The 19,154-nt window shown below is 64.7% G+C and carries 10 protein-coding genes; 8 read left to right on the plus strand and 2 right to left on the minus strand.

Translation table 11 applies throughout. The features are described from left to right. Nucleotides 1–20 precede the first annotated feature (20 nt). From ACZY1I_RS01415 to rplL, 3 genes are all read left to right on the plus strand, one after another. Complete coding sequence (locus ACZY1I_RS01415) at nucleotides 21–3,185, plus strand: AAA family ATPase (protein WP_463752500.1); 3,165 nt, start codon at nucleotides 21–23, stop codon at nucleotides 3,183–3,185. Nucleotides 3,186–3,442: 257 nt separating this feature from the next. After that, nucleotides 3,443–4,045, plus strand: a complete 603-nt coding sequence (rplJ, locus tag ACZY1I_RS01420) for a 50S ribosomal protein L10 (protein WP_463752501.1) — start codon at nucleotides 3,443–3,445, stop codon at nucleotides 4,043–4,045. A gap of 54 nt (nucleotides 4,046–4,099) precedes the next feature. Then, nucleotides 4,100–4,486 (plus strand): 50S ribosomal protein L7/L12, encoded by a 387-nt coding sequence (rplL, locus tag ACZY1I_RS01425; RefSeq protein WP_463752502.1) that lies wholly within the window; start codon nucleotides 4,100–4,102, stop codon nucleotides 4,484–4,486. Nucleotides 4,487–4,549: 63 nt separating this feature from the next. On the opposite strand, the gene ACZY1I_RS01430 is transcribed toward rplL, so the two are convergent. Continuing rightward, the gene (locus ACZY1I_RS01430; protein WP_463752503.1) at nucleotides 4,550–5,257 is read right to left on the minus strand and encodes a TetR/AcrR family transcriptional regulator; all 708 of its coding nucleotides are present in this window, start codon (nucleotides 5,255–5,257) and stop codon (nucleotides 4,550–4,552) included. A 61-nt stretch (nucleotides 5,258–5,318) separates the two neighbouring features. On the opposite strand from ACZY1I_RS01430, the gene ACZY1I_RS01435 reads away from it, so the two are divergent. The 5 genes from ACZY1I_RS01435 to ACZY1I_RS01455 all read left to right on the plus strand — a co-directional run bounded on the left by ACZY1I_RS01435 (nucleotide 5,319) and on the right by ACZY1I_RS01455 (nucleotide 17,180). Next, nucleotides 5,319–6,833: a carotenoid oxygenase family protein gene (locus tag ACZY1I_RS01435; RefSeq protein ID WP_463752504.1), complete on the plus strand. Its 1,515-nt coding sequence runs from the start codon at nucleotides 5,319–5,321 to the stop codon at nucleotides 6,831–6,833. 201 nt (nucleotides 6,834–7,034) lie between these two features. Then, a complete protein-coding gene (locus ACZY1I_RS01440) occupies nucleotides 7,035–8,021 on the plus strand; it encodes an ABC transporter ATP-binding protein (RefSeq protein ID WP_463752505.1) in 987 nt (328 codons plus the stop codon). A gap of 550 nt (nucleotides 8,022–8,571) precedes the next feature. Then, nucleotides 8,572–12,105, plus strand: coding sequence for a DNA-directed RNA polymerase subunit beta (gene rpoB / locus ACZY1I_RS01445; protein ID WP_463752506.1), 3,534 nt, complete (start codon nucleotides 8,572–8,574; stop codon nucleotides 12,103–12,105). A gap of 48 nt (nucleotides 12,106–12,153) precedes the next feature. Beyond that, nucleotides 12,154–16,104, plus strand: a complete 3,951-nt coding sequence (locus tag ACZY1I_RS01450; RefSeq protein WP_463752507.1) for a DNA-directed RNA polymerase subunit beta' — start codon at nucleotides 12,154–12,156, stop codon at nucleotides 16,102–16,104. Nucleotides 16,105–16,244: 140 nt separating this feature from the next. Beyond that, on the plus strand, nucleotides 16,245–17,180 hold the full coding sequence (locus tag ACZY1I_RS01455) for a hypothetical protein (RefSeq protein WP_463752508.1): 936 nt from the start codon (nucleotides 16,245–16,247) through the stop codon (nucleotides 17,178–17,180). Here ACZY1I_RS01455 and ACZY1I_RS01460 read toward each other — a convergent pair. Further along, nucleotides 17,174–19,078: a neutral ceramidase gene (locus ACZY1I_RS01460; protein WP_463753452.1), complete on the minus strand. Its 1,905-nt coding sequence runs from the start codon at nucleotides 19,076–19,078 to the stop codon at nucleotides 17,174–17,176. The genes ACZY1I_RS01455 and ACZY1I_RS01460 overlap by 7 nt on opposite strands. Nucleotides 19,079–19,154: the final 76 nt, after the last annotated feature.

Below are 19,154 nucleotides of genomic sequence, written 5' to 3' on the forward strand. Positions count from 1 at the left end.
AGCGGTGACACCATACTTTCGTGGACCTGACGTGTGGGTCGTGCGGCACCGCGCTGAGCGCAACGGCCAAGTTCTGCAGCGAATGCGGCGCACCGGTGGCGAGTGCGGCCCGATCGGCGGAATACAAGCAGGTCACGGTTCTATTCGCCGACGTGGTCGGGTCAATGCACATCGCCGCGGCCGTCGGTGCGGAGCGGCTGCGCGAGGTGATGGCTGACGTTGCCGGCCGATGCGCGTCCGTGGTGCAGCAGTTCGACGGCACGGTCGACAAATTCACTGGCGACGGCATCATGGCCGTATTCGGTGCGCCCGTGTCATTGGAGGATCACGCGCTTCGCGCATGTTTAGCCGCGCTGGAGATTCAGCAGCAGGCCAAGCCGTTGGCGGCTGAGGTGCAGCGCCGCGACGGCGTGGCGTTGCGGTTGCGGGTGGGGTTGAACTCAGGCCAGGTAATCGCCGGCAAAATCGGCTCCGGCACTTTGGGTTACACGACGGTGGGCGAGCAGGTCGGAATCGCCCAGCGGATGGAATCGGTAGCTCCGCCTGACGGGATCATGCTCAGCGCGTCGACGGCGCGCCTGGTCGAGGACGCGGTGCACCTCGGTCCCACTGAACTCGTCGCGATCAAGGGTGCCGACGAACCAGTGCCCGCTCGTCAACTACTCGGGCCGGGGGAACCGCGCCGAGACCCGTCTCGAACCGACACGAACCTCGTCGGGCGCCGGTGGGAGTTGTCGACAGTCGAGGGCTTGATGGAGCGTGCGGTCGACGGCCACGGCAGCGTGGTCGGCGTGGTCGGGCCACCAGGAATCGGCAAAAGTCGGCTGGGCCGGGAGTTGGCTACCAAGGCGCGCCGACGGGGCATGGAGGTCTTCAGCACTTTTTGTGAGTCGCACGCCAGCCAGATTCCGTTTCACGCGATCTCCCGTCTGTTGCGTGCCGCCCTCGGCGTCGACGAAATACACGGCCAGGACGCGCGCGATCGGGTGCGCGAGCGGATTGCCGACGCGGATCCCGAGGATCTGTTGCTGCTCGATGACCTGTTAGGCATCGCCGATCCGGCCGTTGCGCTGCCGGCAATCGACTCCGATGCGCGGCGAAGGCGGTTGACCTCGTTGGTCAACGCGGCGTCGTTGGCCCGCGAAACCCCTGTGCTGTATGTCGTCGAGGATGCGCACTGGATCGACGAGGTCAGCGAGTCGATGCTGGCCGACTTCCTGACCGTGACACCCCAGACGCCTTCGGTGGTGCTGCTCACTTATCGGCCGGAGTATCGGGGGGTGCTCATGCGAGGGCCGGGTGCGCAGACGATATCCCTTGCGCCGCTGAGTGATACCGAGACTGCGTTGCTCGTCTCGGAACTTCTCGGGTCGGATCCGTCCGTCAAGGTACTAGCCGACACCATCACCGCCAGAGCTGCCGGCAACCCGTTCTTTGCCGAGGAGATTGCCCGCGAACTGGCCGAGCGCGATGTCCTCCGCGGCTCCCGGGGTGCCTACGTCGCGGTCACCCAGGGAGCTGAGATAACGGTGCCTGCCTCCTTGCAGGCCGCTATTGCCGCGCGCATCGACCGCCTCGACCCGGACGCGAAACGGACACTCGGCGCGGCAGCGGTGCTGGGCTCCCGCTTCGGCCTTGAGTTGCTGACCGCGCTTGGGGTCGAGCCGAACGTGGCCGACCTGTTGTCGGGCGAGTTCATCGAACAGGTGGGGTTCACCCGGGAACCCGAGTTTGTGTTCTGTCATCCGTTGATTCGCGCCGTCGCATACGAGGCTCAGCTCAAGTCGGATCGTGCGACATTGCACCGGCAGGTGGCGGCTGCGATTGAAGACGGTGAGCCCGAAGCCGCCGAGGAGCATGCCGCACTGATCGCTGAACATTTTGAAGCGGCCGGGGACCTCGAGCCTGCTTTCGGCTGGCACATGAGGGCGGGTGCCTGGTTTGTTCACCGGGACCCCGGGGCAGCGCGCGCCAGCTGGCAGCGTGCGGCCCAAGCCGCCGATCGGCTGCCCGACGGCGTCCATGAACGCGCCGCGAAGCAGATCTCGCCCCGCACCATGCTCTGCGTCAGCTCCTGGATGGTCGGTGGCAGCTTGGACGACACCGGCTTCGATGAGTTGCGCGGCCTGGCTGACGCCAATGGCGACAAGGTGTCACTCGCCATTGCGATGGCAGGGCGCCTGTCGTCGCTGATCGTGCACGCCCGCTTCGACAGCGCCTCGGACCTTGCGTCGGAACTTGTGGTGCTGCTCGGCTCGATCGACGATCCGTTGCTGACGTTGTCGCTGCTGTATGCAGCCGTTGTCGCGAAGTATCAGGTTGGCGAGTTCGCCGAGGTAATGCGTTTGGCGGACCGCATGATCGCGATCGCCGATGGTGATCCGCGCAAGGGTGACCTGGTTATTTCTTCGCCACTGACGGCCGCCCTCGTGGTGAGCGCTTGTGTCCGGTGTTGCCGTGGCGAGCGGGGTTGGAAAAGCATCGCGGACGACGCACACGCGACGTTGCGCGAAATAGAGCCCACAAATGTTCCGCGGTTGCGCGGCATGAGCACGGTCTTCACCTGCACTCTGGCCGTGGTCAATCTGGTTCTGCTGCCTGATCCGATCGATCTGCACGAAACGGCCGAGCTGCTACACCTCGCCGAGCGATCCGGCGACGCATTCACGCTGGCCAGTGCCCGCTACGCGCATGGGCTCGTTCTGTCGCAGTTCGACGTCGGTGAGGGTTTCGTACTGCTCGCCGCGGCGAAGGAAGCCGCTTTGCAGGATCGTTTCTCCTTTATCGTTTCCGCGGCTGTCGAGCTTATGCACGCGCAACATCAGGCCCGAGACTGCGATCTCGACGAAGCGATCCCACCGGCGCGGGCTGCCCTGGAGCAGGTGATCGCATCTGGCGACAAACTTCATCGCGCGTCGATGACCGCCGCGCTGGTCGACGTCCTGCTGCGCAGGGGCTCGGACGCCGACCGCCGCGAGGCACGGGCCGTCGTAGACCGCTTGGCGGCCACACGGGTGGAGGCGGGATATGCCCTCCACGAAACCTGGGTGTTGCGACTGCGGGCGCTGCTCGCGCGTGCGGAGGGCGACGAGGTGGGCCATCGCGACTACCGGGACCGTTGTCTCGAGATCGCGACGTCGTCGGGCTACGAAGGTCACATGCAGTGGGCCCAGGCGATGGCTTAGCGCGGCACCGTTTTGGCTGATCGAGGCGACCACGCTATTGTTGTCGCTGATCCACCGAAGACCGTCGGTCACCGAGCAATCGGTTGAAGGTCCGGGAACATCCCGGCGGCCCACGCAGGAGGACGAGGCAGTTCTGCCGGCCGTTGTGCCGGCGTATCTCAACGCCCCGGCCGCATCCTGCGCCGGGGCGTTTGGCGTTCTTAACGGTTCCGACAGTGGATAGAGACGCCAAGTCCACAAACTTTCAGGAGGTATGCATGGCCCGGTCTGACAAGGCCACCGCCGTTGCAGACATCGCAGAGCACTTCAAGGCCTCGACGGCGACGGTCATCACCGAGTACCGCGGTCTGTCGGTTGCCAACCTTGCTGAGCTGCGTCGTTCGCTTGGGGCGTCGACCACCTATGCGGTGGCGAAGAACACCCTCATCAAGCGGGCAGCGTCCGAGGCCGGGGTTGAAGGACTCGACGAGTTGTTCGCCGGCCCGACGGCGATCGCATTCGTCACCGGCGAGCCGGTCGATGCTGCCAAGGCCCTGAAGACCTTCGCCAAGGAACACAAGGCGCTGGTCATCAAGGGTGGCTACATGGACGGTCACGCGCTGTCCGTCTCCGAGGTCGAGCGCATCGCTGACCTGGAATCCCGCGAGGTGCTGCTGGCCAAGCTGGCCGGCGCGATGAAGGGCAACCTTTCCAAGGCTGCCGGCCTCTTCAACGCACCCGTCTCACAGATGGCTCGCCTGTTGGCTGCTCTTCAGGAAAAGAAGGAAGCAGAGGCTCCGGCAGCCGCCGCGGTGGAGGCTTCCCCCGAAAGCACCGAAAGCACCGAGACGCCGGCCGCAGAACCAGCTACGGCCGAATAACCACCCCAACACACAAACCCAAAGAAACCGAAAGAATTAGGAAGGACCCACCCCATGGCAAAGCTTTCTGGCGACGACCTGCTCGACGCCTTCAAGGAAATGACCCTGCTGGAGCTCTCCGACTTCGTCAAGAAGTTCGAGGAGACCTTCGAGGTCACCGCGGCCGCTCCGGTCGCCGTCGCCGCTGCAGGTGCAGGCCCGGCTGCCGTTGAGGCCGCCGAGGAGCAGACCGAGTTCGACGTGATCCTCGAGGCCGCCGGTGAGAAGAAGATCGGCGTCATCAAGGTGGTTCGCGAGATCGTTTCCGGCCTGGGCCTCAAGGAGGCCAAGGACCTGGTCGACAGCGCGCCCAAGCCGCTGCTCGAGAAGGTCACCAAGGAGGCCGCTGACGAGGCCCGCGCCAAGCTGGAGACCGCCGGCGCCAAGGTTTCCGTCAAGTAGTTCGTTTTGCGCAAAGCCCTCGGATCCTTCGGGATCCGGGGGCTTTTCGCTCTTCCAGCGTGCTCAGCCCGAGGCGACCGACGCCAGCTGGGACCGATGCACCAGCTCGGGCGAATCGCCCAGAGCGATAAGAAGATTTGCGGTCATCGCCGCCAGCACCGGGAGGAAGGCCGAGTCACTGACACTCGAGTCGCCGTAGAAACCAGCCAGCTCGAGCATCACGAAGCCGTGGATGAGCGCCCAGAATTGGGCTGCTGTCGCCACCACAGCAGTGTCGTCGTCCGCGGAACACGCCGTGATCCGGCCCGCCTGCATCGACCGGCGCACCGGGCCTACCAGGCGGGCGAAGCTGGGCTGATGCTGCTCGATCTCGGCAAGTGTGAGCGTCAGGACGTTGCCGGTCGGCGCATTGATGCCGTGTGCGCTGGTACTGCCGAACATCAGCCGATACATGTGTGGCCGCTCGGTCGCATAGCGCCGATAGGCTGCACCGACGGCCATCAGATCTGCCACCGGATCGTCGCTCGGCGCTACCGTCAGCGCCGCGCCGAACTGGCGCAATCCCTCCAGGGCGACCTCGGCGATTAGGTCGCGCATCCCGCCGAAGTGGGTGTACACAGCCATCGTCGAGGTTCCGGCGGCGTTGGCGACCTTGCGGGTCTGTAGCGCTTCGGGCCCGTGCTCGTTGAGTAGTTCCACGGCGGCGTGCAGCATTTCGTCCCGAACGCTGCGTTGCGTCTGCACTGTCGCTTCCTCAGTCATCCTTGCCATCTTCTCATCGGCGGCGTACGGTTCCAATAACGACGTAATAACAATGTTATAGGAGCTCAGGATGACTTCCGTGCAGACCGTCGAATCCCGGAACCCCTACCTCGAGGACTTTCTGGCGCCGGTGCGCGCCGAAGTGACCGCGACCGACCTGAAGGTGACGGGGAAGATCCCGGAGCACCTGAGCGGCCGTTATCTGCGCAACGGTCCCAACCCGGTCGCCGAAGTCGACCCCGCCATCTACCACTGGTTCAGTGGCGACGCCATGGTGCACGGCTTGGCCCTGCACGACGGGCAGGCCGTCTGGTACCGCAATCGCTGGGTGCGAACCCCGGCGGTCTGCGCCGCCCTGGGCGAACCACGGCCCACGGGGCTGGACCCGCGTGCCGGCCTGCTGTCCGTCGGACCCAACACCAACTCGCTCAGCCACGCCGGACGCACACTGGCGCTCGTGGAGGGCGGCGGCGCCAACTATCAACTCACCGATGAGCTGGACACCGTGGCGCCCTGCGACTTCGACGGAACCTTGTTCGGCGGCTACACCGCACACCCCCACCGCGATCCGGCAACCGGCGAACTGCACGCCCTGTCCTACTCGTTCACCCGCGGGCGGACCGTCCAGTACTCCGTGATCGACAACCAGGGACGGGCCCGCCGGACGGTCGACATCGAGGTGAGCGGGTCGCCGATGATGCACGACTTCTCCCTGACCGACGACTACGTGGTGATCTACGACCTCCCCGTCACGTTCGATCCGGTGCAGATCGTGCCGGCGGAGGTACCACGCGCACTACGCACGCCGGCCCGGCTGGTGTTGCAGTCGATTCTGGGACGCGTCCGGATCCCCAACCCCATCACGGCGATGATCAACCGCAATCCGCAACCCATGCATCGGATGCCGTACCGCTGGAACTCCGACTACCCGGCGCGCATCGGTGTGCTGCCCCGTGAAGGTGACAACAAGGACGTCCGGTGGTTCGAGGTGGAGCCCTGCTACGTCTTCCACCCGCTCAACGCCTACACCGAGAAGCGGGACGGCGCCGAGATCCTGGTGCTCGATGTGGTGCGGTACGCGCGGATGTTCGACCGCGACCTGCGCGGTCCGGGCGACAGCAGGCCGACTCTGGACCGCTGGACCATCAACCTGGTCACCGGAGCTGTCACCACCGAACGTCGCGACGACCGGCCGCAGGAATTCCCCCGCATCAACGAGACGCTGCTCGGCAGCCGGCACCGGTTCGGCTACACCCTCGGCGTCGACGGCGGCTACCTCTCGGCAGGTGCCAACGACATGACCACGACGTTGTACAAGCACGACTACGCGACCGGCTCCAGTTCGGTTGCCCGGCTCGATCCAGACATCTTGATCGGTGAGATGTCGTTCGTGCCCAACCCGGCTTCTGCGGGTCCGGCCGGCCAGGCCGAGGACGACGGCGTTCTGATGGGCATGGGCAGCCACCGGGGCCGCGACGAGGGTCTATTGCTGATCCTGGATGCCCAGACGCTGGAGACGATGGCAACCGTTCATCTACCGCAGCGGGTGCCGATGGGCTTCCATGGCAACTGGGCTGCGAACTAGTTGAGATCGCAAGCGCGGCGACTAGCCGAGTGCAGCGGATCGCAACCGTTGGGTTAGTTGAGAGAGCGTCTGATCTACTTGTCCGAGGTCGCCGGGATTGTTATCTTGCCAACCCTGATGCCGCGCCATAGGCGTGCGCTACAGTGACTCAAGCCACACGGGGCGTGGTGGCGAATTCGCGCGTTGACGGAAGGACTTTCCATGGGCGTCAGCATCGAGGTTACCGGACTCACGAAGTCTTTCGGATCCGCGAAGATCTGGGAAGACGTCACGCTGACGATCCCCTCCGGTGAGGTCAGCGTCATGCTGGGCCCGTCGGGTACCGGTAAGTCGGTCTTCCTGAAGTCGCTGATCGGGCTGCTGCGCCCGGAGCGCGGCTCCATCGTCATCGACGGCACCGACATCACCGAGTGCTCGGCCAAGGAGCTCTACGAGATCCGGACCCTGTTCGGCGTGTTGTTCCAGGACGGTGCGCTGTTCGGCTCGATGAACATCTACGACAACACCGCCTTCCCGCTGCGCGAGCACACCAAGAAGAAGGAGAGCGAGATCCGTGACATCGTCATGGAGAAGCTCCACATGGTGGGTATGCCCAACGACGGTCACAAGTTCCCCGGTGAGATCTCCGGCGGTATGCGCAAGCGTGCCGGGTTGGCCCGCGCCCTGGTGCTCGACCCGCAGATCATCCTGGTGGACGAGCCCGACTCGGGCCTGGACCCGGTGCGTACCGCCTACTTGAGCCAGCTGCTCATCGACATCAACGCGCAGATCGACGCGACCATCCTGATCGTTACGCACAACATCAACATCGTCCGGACCGTGCCGGACAACATCGGCATGCTCTACCGCAAGCATCTGGTGATGTTCGGGCCGCGTGAGGTGCTGCTGACCAGCGAGGAGCCCGCCGTCAAGCAGTTCCTCAACGGCCGGCGTATCGGCCCGATCGGTATGTCGGAGGAGAAGGACCAGGCGACCGCGGCCGCCGAGCAGGCCGCCCTCGACGCCGGTCAGAGCGACGGCGGTGTCGACGAGGTCGAAGGTGTGCCGCCGCAGATCAGCGCCACGCCCGGCATGCCTGAGCGCAAGGCCGTCGGACGGCGTCAGGCACGAGTCCGTGCCATCCTGCACACGCTGCCCCCGGCCGCGCAGGAAGTCATCCGTGAGGACCTGGCGACCACCCACGGGTAGTACGTCCGGCCAGTAGCGCGGCCCGCGCGCCGAAGGGTGCCCGAACTGGGCTCTCAGCAGTAGTTCGTGGGCGCGCGCGGGTGAGTTGCAATCATCACAATTCTGGCGGCGTTTCGTTTCCTGGGGTGCTCGTAGCGGCACCTGTACCTCGCGATTTCGCGTTAATTCGTCGCAACTTGCCGAACGTAGGTCTTGACGACGGGGCCTAAACGGGTCAATCTGTTGGGCAGCATGTGTTCGCGGGAATTTCGAGGTGCCAGCCAGCGCCCTAGCCTCCGTGGGCCTGTGATGGGTGTGACCTGTTTTGGGTATTTGAGGAATGCGCCGTCCTGCGCTATTGTTGGACGTTGCGCTGGCTACCTCCTGCCCACCTCACCCGCCACATGACACCGTGGTCTTAGCCTGAGCCCTCTACTGAGGCTCAGCTATTTAGTTGCGCGCGTGAGATCCGGACAGTTCGTCCGCCAGCCGAACCACAAAAAAGATGCGGCGAACGGCCTGGTTGGCACCGGCTTGAACGGTTCTTCGAGGCTTTCGTTAGTCGCACGAGGTGCTGGAAGGACGCATCTTGGCTGATTTCAGCGAGACAGACGCTAGTCCCGATCAAAGTCGCCCGCAAAGTTCGTCGAACAACTCGGTCCCTGGCGCGCCAAACCGAGTTTCCTTCGCCAAACTCCGTGAACCGCTTGAGGTTCCGGGGCTTCTTGACGTTCAGACCGATTCGTTCGAGTGGCTGATCGGCTCGCCGGACTGGCGTGACCGCGCGCTGGACCGGGGCGAGGTCAGCCCCAAAGGCGGTCTTGAAGAGGTACTCGACGAGCTTTCGCCGATCGAGGACTTCTCGGGATCGATGTCGCTGTCGTTCTCCGACCCGCGCTTTGACGAGGTCAAGGCGCCTGTCGACGAGTGCAAAGACAAGGACATGACGTACGCGGCCCCGCTGTTCGTCACGGCCGAGTTCATCAACAACAACACTGGCGAGATCAAGAGCCAGACGGTGTTCATGGGCGACTTCCCGATGATGACCGAGAAGGGCACCTTCATCATCAACGGCACCGAGCGTGTCGTGGTGAGCCAGCTGGTTCGCTCGCCTGGTGTGTACTTCGACGAGACCATCGACAAGTCCACCGAGAAGATGCTGCACAGCGTCAAGGTGATCCCCAGCCGCGGCGCCTGGCTCGAGTTCGACGTCGACAAGCGCGACACCGTGGGTGTGCGCATCGACCGCAAGCGTCGCCAGCCCGTCACCGTGCTGCTCAAGGCACTCGGCTGGACCAACGAGCAGATCCACGAGCGGTTCGGCTTCTCCGAGATCATGATGGGGACGCTGGAGAAGGACAACACCGCCGGTACTGACGAGGCGCTGCTGGACATCTACCGCAAGCTGCGCCCGGGCGAGCCGCCGACCAAGGAGTCCGCGCAGACCCTGCTGGAGAACCTGTTCTTCAAGGAGAAGCGCTACGACCTGGCTCGTGTCGGCCGTTACAAGGTCAACAAGAAGCTGGGGCTCAACGCCGGTAAGCCGATCACCAGCTCCACGCTGACCGAAGAAGACGTCGTCGCGACCATCGAGTACCTGGTCCGGCTGCACGAGGGCCAGCACGAGATGACTGTGCCCGGCGGCTCCGAGGTCCCGGTGGAGACCGACGACATCGACCACTTCGGCAACCGTCGGTTGCGCACGGTGGGCGAGCTGATCCAGAACCAGATCCGGGTCGGCATGTCCCGGATGGAGCGTGTCGTCCGTGAGCGGATGACCACTCAGGACGTCGAGGCGATCACGCCGCAGACCCTGATCAACATCCGTCCCGTGGTGGCGGCGATCAAGGAGTTCTTCGGCACCAGCCAGCTCTCGCAGTTCATGGACCAGAACAACCCGCTGTCGGGTCTGACCCACAAGCGCCGCCTGTCGGCGTTGGGTCCTGGTGGTCTGTCGCGTGAGCGTGCCGGCCTGGAAGTTCGTGACGTACACCCGTCCCACTACGGCCGGATGTGCCCGATCGAGACCCCGGAAGGCCCGAACATCGGCCTGATCGGTTCGCTGTCGGTGTACGCCCGGGTCAACCCGTTCGGGTTCATCGAGACGCCTTACCGCAAGGTGGTCGATGGTGTCGTCACCGACGAGATCAACTACCTGACCGCCGACGAGGAGGACCGCCACGTCGTGGCGCAGGCCAACTCGCCGCTAACGATCGATGAGGCCGGTGCTTCCCACTTCGCCGAGCCGCGCATTCTGGTTCGTCGGAAGGCAGGCGAGGTCGACAACGTGACTTCGTCCGAGGTGGACTACATGGACGTCTCGCCGCGCCAGATGGTGTCGGTGGCCACGGCCATGATTCCGTTCCTCGAGCACGACGACGCCAACCGTGCCCTGATGGGTGCCAACATGCAGCGCCAGGCGGTTCCGCTGGTCCGCAGCGAGGCACCGCTGGTGGGCACCGGCATGGAGTTGCGTGCCGCGATCGACGCCGGCGACGTCGTCGTCGCAGAGGAAGCCGGCGTGATCGAGGAGGTGTCGGCCGACTACATCACCGTGATGCACGACGTCGGTACCCGGCGCACCTACCGGATGCGTAAGTTCGCCCGCTCCAACCACGGCACCTGCGCCAACCAGTCCCCGATCGTGGATGCGGGGGACCGGGTGGAAGCCGGCCAGGTAATCGCCGACGGCCCCTGCACCGAGAACGGTGAGATGGCTCTGGGCAAGAACCTGCTGGTTGCGATCATGCCGTGGGAAGGCCACAACTACGAAGACGCCATCATCCTGTCCAACCGTCTGGTTGAAGAGGACGTGCTGACCTCGATCCACATCGAGGAGCACGAGATCGACGCCCGCGACACCAAGCTGGGCGCCGAGGAGATCACCCGGGACATCCCGAACGTCTCCGACGAGGTCCTGGCGGACCTCGACGAGCGGGGCATCGTCCGCATCGGGGCCGAGGTTCGTGACGGCGACATCCTGGTCGGCAAGGTCACCCCGAAGGGTGAAACCGAGCTGACTCCGGAAGAGCGGCTGCTGCGGGCGATCTTCGGTGAGAAGGCCCGCGAAGTCCGCGACACCTCCCTGAAGGTGCCGCACGGTGAATCCGGCAAGGTGATCGGCATTCGGGTGTTCTCTCGCGAGGATGACGACGAACTGCCCGCCGGCGTCAACGAACTGGTCCGCGTTTACGTGGCACAGAAGCGCAAGATCTCCGACGGCGACAAGCTCGCCGGCCGGCACGGCAACAAGGGCGTCATCGGCAAGATCCTCCCGGCCGAGGACATGCCGTTCATGCCGGACGGCACTCCGGTCGACATCATCCTGAACACGCACGGTGTGCCGCGACGGATGAACATCGGCCAGATCCTGGAGACCCACCTCGGTTGGGTTGCCAAGGCTGGGTGGAACATCGAAGGCGATCCGGAATGGGCGGTCAACCTCCCTGAGGGGCTGCGCCACGCACAGCCGAACCAGATCGTGTCGACTCCGGTGTTCGACGGCGCCAAGGAAGATGAGCTGACGGGCCTGTTGTCGGCGACGCTGCCCAACCGTGACGGCGAGGTCATGGTCAACGGCGACGGCAAGGCCCGGTTGTTCGACGGGCGCAGCGGTGAGCCGTTCCCGTACCCGGTGACGGTTGGCTACATGTACATCATGAAGCTGCACCACTTGGTGGACGACAAGATCCACGCCCGCTCCACCGGCCCGTACTCGATGATCACCCAGCAGCCGCTGGGCGGTAAGGCGCAGTTCGGTGGCCAGCGGTTCGGCGAGATGGAGTGCTGGGCCATGCAGGCCTACGGCGCCGCATACACGCTGCAGGAGCTGTTGACCATCAAGTCCGACGACACCGTCGGCCGGGTCAAGGTGTACGAGGCGATCGTCAAGGGCGAGAACATTCCGGAACCTGGTATTCCGGAGTCGTTCAAGGTGCTGCTCAAAGAGCTGCAGTCGCTGTGCCTCAACGTTGAGGTGCTGTCGTCCGATGGTGCCGCGATCGAGCTGCGGGAAGGCGAGGACGAGGACCTCGAACGCGCCGCGGCCAACCTTGGAATCAACTTGTCGCGCAACGAATCCGCGTCTGTAGAGGATCTTGCGTAAATCTGTGTGTCCTTCTGGAAATAATCCCGCAAGGGGAAAGGGAGTTACGTGCTAGACGTCAACTTCTTCGATGAACTCCGCATCGGCCTGGCCACCGCGGACGACATCCGTCAGTGGTCTTACGGTGAGGTCAAAAAGCCGGAGACCATCAACTACCGCACGCTCAAGCCGGAGAAGGACGGTCTGTTCTGCGAGAAGATCTTCGGACCGACTCGCGACTGGGAGTGCTACTGCGGCAAGTACAAGCGGGTGCGCTTCAAGGGCATCATCTGTGAGCGCTGTGGCGTCGAGGTAACTCGCGCCAAGGTGCGTCGTGAGCGGATGGGCCACATCGAGCTGGCCGCGCCGGTCACCCACATCTGGTACTTCAAGGGCGTTCCCTCGCGCTTGGGATACCTGCTGGACCTGGCTCCCAAGGACCTCGAGAAGATCATCTACTTCGCCGCGTATGTGATCACCGCGGTCGACGACGAGATGCGCCACAACGAGCTGTCCACCCTCGAAGCCGAGATGGTGGTGGAGCGTAAGGGTGTCGAGGACCAGCGCGACGCAGACCTGGAAGCCCGCGCGCAGAAGCTCGAGGCCGACCTGGCCGAGCTGGAAGCCGAGGGTGCCAAGGCGGACGCCAAGCGCAAGGTCCGCGACGGCGGCGAGCGCGAGATGCGTCAGCTGCGCGACCGGGCCCAGCGCGAGCTGGACCGGCTCGAGGAGATCTGGACCAACTTCACGAAGCTGGCTCCCAAGCAGCTGATCGTGGACGAGAACCTCTACCGCGAGTTGCAGGACCGCTACGGCGAGTACTTCACCGGTGCCATGGGCGCGGAGTCGATCCAGAAGCTCATGCAGAGCTTCGACATCGACGCCGAGGCCGAGATTCTGCGTGAGGTCATCCGGAGCGGCAAGGGGCAGAAGAAGCTTCGTGCGCTCAAGCGGCTGAAGGTCGTCGCGGCGTTCCAGCAGTCCGGCAACTCGCCGATGGGCATGGTGCTCGACGCCGTCCCGGTGATCCCGCCGGAGCTGCGTCCCATGGTCCAGCTCGACGGTGGCCGGTTCGCCACGTCCGACCTGAACGACCTGTACCGCCGCGTGATCAACCGCAACAACCGCCTCAAGAGGCTGATCGACCTCGGCGCACCCGAGATCATCGTCAACAACGAGAAGCGGATGTTGCAGGAGTCCGTGGACGCGCTGTTCGACAACGGCCGTCGTGGCCGGCCCGTCACGGGGCCGGGCAACCGTCCGCTCAAGTCGCTGTCCGATCTGCTCAAGGGCAAGCAGGGCCGATTCCGGCAGAACCTGCTCGGTAAGCGTGTCGACTACTCGGGCCGTTCGGTCATCGTGGTCGGTCCGCAGCTCAAGCTGCACCAGTGCGGTCTGCCCAAGCTGATGGCCCTGGAGCTGTTCAAGCCGTTCGTCATGAAGCGGCTGGTCGACCTCAACCATGCGCAGAACATCAAGAGCGCGAAGCGAATGGTCGAGCGCCAGCGTCCGCAGGTGTGGGACGTGCTCGAAGAGGTCATTGCCGAGCACCCGGTGCTGCTGAACCGTGCACCGACCCTGCACCGGTTGGGCATTCAGGCCTTCGAGCCGATGCTGGTCGAGGGCAAGGCCATCCAGCTGCACCCGTTGGTCTGTGAGGCGTTCAACGCCGACTTCGACGGTGACCAGATGGCAGTGCACCTGCCGCTGAGCGCCGAGGCGCAGGCCGAGGCCCGCATCCTGATGCTGTCGTCGAACAACATCCTGTCGCCGGCATCTGGCCGCCCGCTGGCCATGCCCCGACTGGACATGGTGACCGGGCTGTTCTTCCTGACCACCGAGATCGACGGCGACATCGGCGAGTACCAGCCGGCCGGGAAAGACAGCCCCGAGGTGGGTGTCTACTCGTCACCGGCCGAGGCCATCATGGCGGCCGACCGCGGTGTGCTGTCGGTGCGCGCCAAGATCAAGGTGCGGCTGACGCAACTGCGTCCGCCGGCCGAGGTCGAAGCGGAGCGGTTCGGCGCGATCGGCTGGCACCCGGGTGATTCCTGGGTGGCGGAGACCACGCTGGGCCGGGTGCTGTTCAACGAACTGCTGCCGCTGGGCTACCCGTTCGTGAACAAGCAGATGCACAAGAAGGTCCAGGCGGCCATCATCAACGACCTGGCCGAGCGCTACCCGATGATCGTGGTCGCGCAGACCGTCGACAAGCTCAAGGACGCCGGCTTCTACTGGGCGACCCGAAGCGGTGTGACGGTGTCGATGGCCGACGTGCTCGTGCCGCCGCGGAAGAAGGAGATCCTCGACGCCTACGAAGAGCGGGCGGAGAAGGTCGAGAAGCAGTTCCAACGTGGCGCGTTGAACCATGACGAGCGCAACGAGGCTCTGGTCGAGATCTGGAAGGAAGCCACCGACGAGGTGGGGCAGGCTCTGAAGGAGCACTACCCCAGCGACAACCCGATCATCACGATCGTGGAGTCGGGTGCGACCGGTAACTTCACCCAGACGCGAACACTGGCCGGCATGAAGGGTCTGGTGACCAACCCGAAGGGTGAGTTCATCCCTCGCCCGATCAAGTCCTCGTTCCGTGAGGGCCTGACCGTGTTGGAGTACTTCATCAACACCCACGGCGCCCGAAAGGGTCTGGCGGACACAGCGCTGCGTACGGCTGACTCCGGCTACCTGACCCGTCGTCTGGTGGACGTCTCGCAGGACGTCATCGTGCGCGAGCACGACTGCCAGACCGAGCGCGGCATCCTGGTCGAGCTGGCCGAGCGTCAGCCCGACGGCACCCTGATCCGTGACCCGTACATCGAGACCTCGGCGTACGCACGGACCCTGGGCGCCGACGCAATCGACGAGGCCGGCAACGTCGTCGTCGCGCGTGGTGAAGACCTGGGTGACCCGTCGATCGAGGCCCTGCTCGCAGCGGGTGTCACGCAGATCAAGGTGCGCTCGGTGCTTACCTGCACCACCGGCACCGGCGTCTGCGCGACCTGCTACGGGCGGTCGATGGCGACCGGCAAGCTGGTCGACATCGGTGAAGCGGTCGGCATCGTCGCGGCCCAGTCCATCGGTGAGCCCGGCACGCAGCTGACCATGCGTACCTTCCACCAGGGTGGCGTGGGTGAGGACATCACCGGCGGTCTGCCGCGTGTCCAGGAGCTGTTCGAGGCCCGCATCCCCCGCGGTAAGGCGCCGATCGCCGACGTCACCGGCCGGGTGCGGCTCGAGGACGGGGAGCGCTTCTACAAGATCACCGTCGTTCCCGACGACGGCGGCGAGGAAGTGGTCTACGACAAGCTGTCCAAGCGTCAGCGTCTGCGGGTGTTCAAGCACGAGGACGGCTCCGAGCGGGTGCTGTCCGACGGCGACCACGTCGAGGTGGGCCAGCAGCTGATGGAAGGCTCGGCCGACCCGCACGAGGTGCTGCGTGTGCAGGGCCCGCGTGAGGTGCAGATCCACTTGGTCCGCGAGACCCAGGAGGTCTACCGGGCGCAGGGTGTGTCGATCCACGACAAGCACATCGAGGTGATCGTGCGCCAGATGCTGCGCCGCGTCACCATCATCGACTCGGGCTCGACGGAGTTCCTGCCCGGCTCGCTGATCGACCGTGCGGAGTTCGAGGCGTCGAACCGCCGGGTGGTGGCCGAAGGCGGCGAGCCCGCTGCCGGCCGTCCGGTGCTGATGGGTATCACGAAGGCGTCGCTGGCCACCGACTCGTGGCTGAGTGCGGCGTCGTTCCAGGAGACCACGCGTGTGCTTACCGATGCGGCGATCAACTGCCGCAGCGACAAGCTGCAGGGTCTGAAGGAGAACGTGATCATCGGAAAGCTGATCCCGGCCGGTACCGGCATCAACCGGTACCGCAACATCCAGGTTCAGCCGACCGAGGAGGCTCGGGCCGCCGCGTACACGATCCCGTCCTACGAGGACCAGTACTACAGCCCCGACTTCGGTCAGGCCACCGGTGCTGCCGTTCCGTTGGACGACTACGGGTACAGCGACTACCGCTAGTCAAGTAGCGCGAGCAGACGCAAAACCCCCTATTTCCGTTGGAAATAGGGGGTTTTTGCGTCTGCTCACCCATCCACACCGGCGTGTGTTTCCACATATCGGCGTTCTCTGCCTAGTACGGTCGCCGGCCCGGCAGCATCATGCCGAGCATGGACATCCAAAGCGCGCTAGGTGCCAACGGATTGGCGACCACTGCAGAACTTCTGACGATAATGAGCCGTAAGCGTCTGGCGGGACTTGTCAAAGCGGGCAAGCTAATTCGGATCTGCCACGGCGTATACGGGTGCAGTCAGCCGGATGTGTTCGGGCAATTGGCCGCTCTGGATCTCATGACGCGCGCGCCGATCGTCGCCTGCATGGGCACCGCTGCTGCAATGTACGGCTTCGATACAGAGAACGTGTCACGCCTGCACATCCTTGATCCGGGTGTGCGTATGCGGCCGTCGGCCGGCCTCATGGTGCATCAACGGGTTGGTGCTCCGCTGAGACGGGTGGATGGTCGCCTGGCCACAGCGCCGGCCTGGACCGCGATCGAGGTCGCGCGAACTCTCAGGCGTCCGCGTGCTCTCGCAATTCTGGACGCCGCGCTGCACATCCAGGCTTGTACCAAGGGGGAACTCGACTCGACCATTCGTGAGCACAAGGGTCGTCGCGGCGTCGTCAAGGTGCGAGAACTGATCGGCTACGCCGACGGGCGGGCGGAGTCGCCGATGGAAAGCGAAGTGCGACTTGTCTTCATTGACAATCAGGTTCCGACGCCAGAGCTGCAATACGAGATCGTGGACTTGTACGGGAAAGTGTGGCGCGTCGACTTCGCCTGGCCAAACGCCAAAGTCGTCGCCGAATATGACAGCGTGCAGTGGCATCTGGGACGCGAGGCGTTTCTGCACGATCGGCTGAAATCCGCTCGGCTGCAACAGTGCGGCTTGCTGACTGTGCCCATCACCGTCGACGACGTCCGCAGTGACCCGGTTGGCCTTTCAGACCGCATCAAGCACCACTTGGCGAGCAGACGCATAAGCCCCCAAATCACCCCAGATTTGGGGGCTTATGCGTCTGCTCGCGAGGGTCAGTGAACAGCGAACTCACGGGTGGTCGATGTGAACGGCGCAAGCCTGCCGTGGCTGTCCCGAGCTACTCCGTGATGGACGATGCGGTAGATACCCGGCGCGGCATCGGCGGGAATGTCCCAGCCGATGCTGGCGCGTGAGCCGCTGCGCCCTTCGCGCTGCCATCTGAAGGTGGTCGACCAGTCGCAGTCATCGGCCACCCGTATCCAGTCATCACCATCGAGGCGGACCACTTCGAGAAACGTCCGGTTGCGGTGCAGGTCGTTGTTAGGGAGTGCGCTGACGAAAATGGTCTCCACCGAGTCACCGGGGCGGTATGTCGCAGCGGGCTCGGCGACGATCGCGCCGAACGAACCGGTGTCGGCCCGGGCGCTGCGCAACCAGCTGGGAGGCTTGTTCGGACGTGGGCCGGGGCCGGGCGTAACCGATCGACCGTCGCGCATCGCCTCGGCCAGTCCGGCGACGGTCTGCATCAGGGCCGGCAACTCCCATCGGCCGAACAAGGTGCTGCCGCCCTCGTAGCGCTGTTCGAGATACTCCTCGGGCGTCGTCACGTAGTGGATGTAGGCGTTGGAATAACCCACGCAGAGCACATCGTCGAGTTCGGCGCCAACGATCGCAGCCACCGTGCGACGCAGCCGAAGGCCGCTGACGATGGTCGGTTCGCCCGGGATGCCGATCAGATAGAGCCGCCCGATTCGCAACAGATGGACGGGCACTATCTCTTGGATGAAGGGCTGCAGGCGGCTCAGCGCGTGGGCGGGCAACACCATGCCTTTGGGCTCCTGGATCGCCCGCACTTGTTGGCCGAGTCGGTAGATGCCGCGAGATATCCTGTCCCAGAACGGATTTCGTCCTTGGCGGAAGCCGGGGAAGCCTTCGCCCTCGTCGGTCCCGGCGAACATGGCGGCGGCAATCATCGGCCTCCCGGTGCGGCGTTCGCGACCGTCGGGGGTGTACTCGCCGCGGACCACCACGGAGCTGAGATCAACGTAGGTGAAGCGGGAATCGATATCTGAGCCGATCGGGGTCCCGGTGTCCAACTGCGTGAAGGCGTCCTCGAACTGGGAAAGCCCGATGGTCCGGGTGTTCTCCAACTCGTCGTCGGAGGTCGATGGCCCGTAAGCGACCGGCCCGTCTACATGCGGGCTCATGTCACCCGCGTTCGTCTGGGCGAACGCTGCGATGAAGTCGGGTTGGCCGGCGAGATAATCCGCACCGCCGACGGTGCGCTCCCAGTGGTATGCCGCGTAACCCTTGTTGTCGCTGGAGATGAGGAGGTTCCGATTGGTCATGCTGGTGCCGTGGGTGGCGAAGAAATGGATCGCGCCGACGGTGGCATCCCCACGGTCGATGCGCACCAACGTGGCGTGCGGGTCGATAGCGCTGGGGAAGAACTTGCGATCGCACGCCGGGTTGCGGTCGAAGGATGCGGGTGATCGGTTGATGCTTGCGCCGTGTAGCTCGCGGTGCGACAACGACACCTCGGCCGGTGCGAGATCGTCGTGGGCGTGTCGAACCGATTCGACGATTCCGTCCACGATCGCCGTGAAGGTCGCGGGCCGGAACCCGCTCGTCGACAAGTTGTAGAGCAGGTGCCCGCAGTAACCGCCGGGGCCTGCGTGCGTATGTGTCGTCGTGATCAGGGTGTTCTGCGCGGAATAAGTGTCGCCGTAGGACTGCGCCAACCGGTCCAGCACCGCGTTGGTCACGTTCTGCGCGGGTAACGGCAGTTCGGCGACGACGATCAACACCCGCGCGGAGTCATTGGCAAAGACGAAAGCCCGGGCCCGCAGCCGAAGATGAATGCCGGCGGTGCGCTGCTCGACCTTGCCGTAGCCGAGCATTCCGCACTCGGCGGCCTCGCCCGTGATATCAGAGATGCCTCGTCCTACCGACAGCACTGCCTGCATCTTCACCGTCCCTGTCGCCCGACGTCGTTGCCCCGGAGCCACCTTATTCGCAACGCTTCGCGGCGAG

It is taken from the genome of Mycobacterium sp. IDUB_37 (assembly GCF_055419245.1).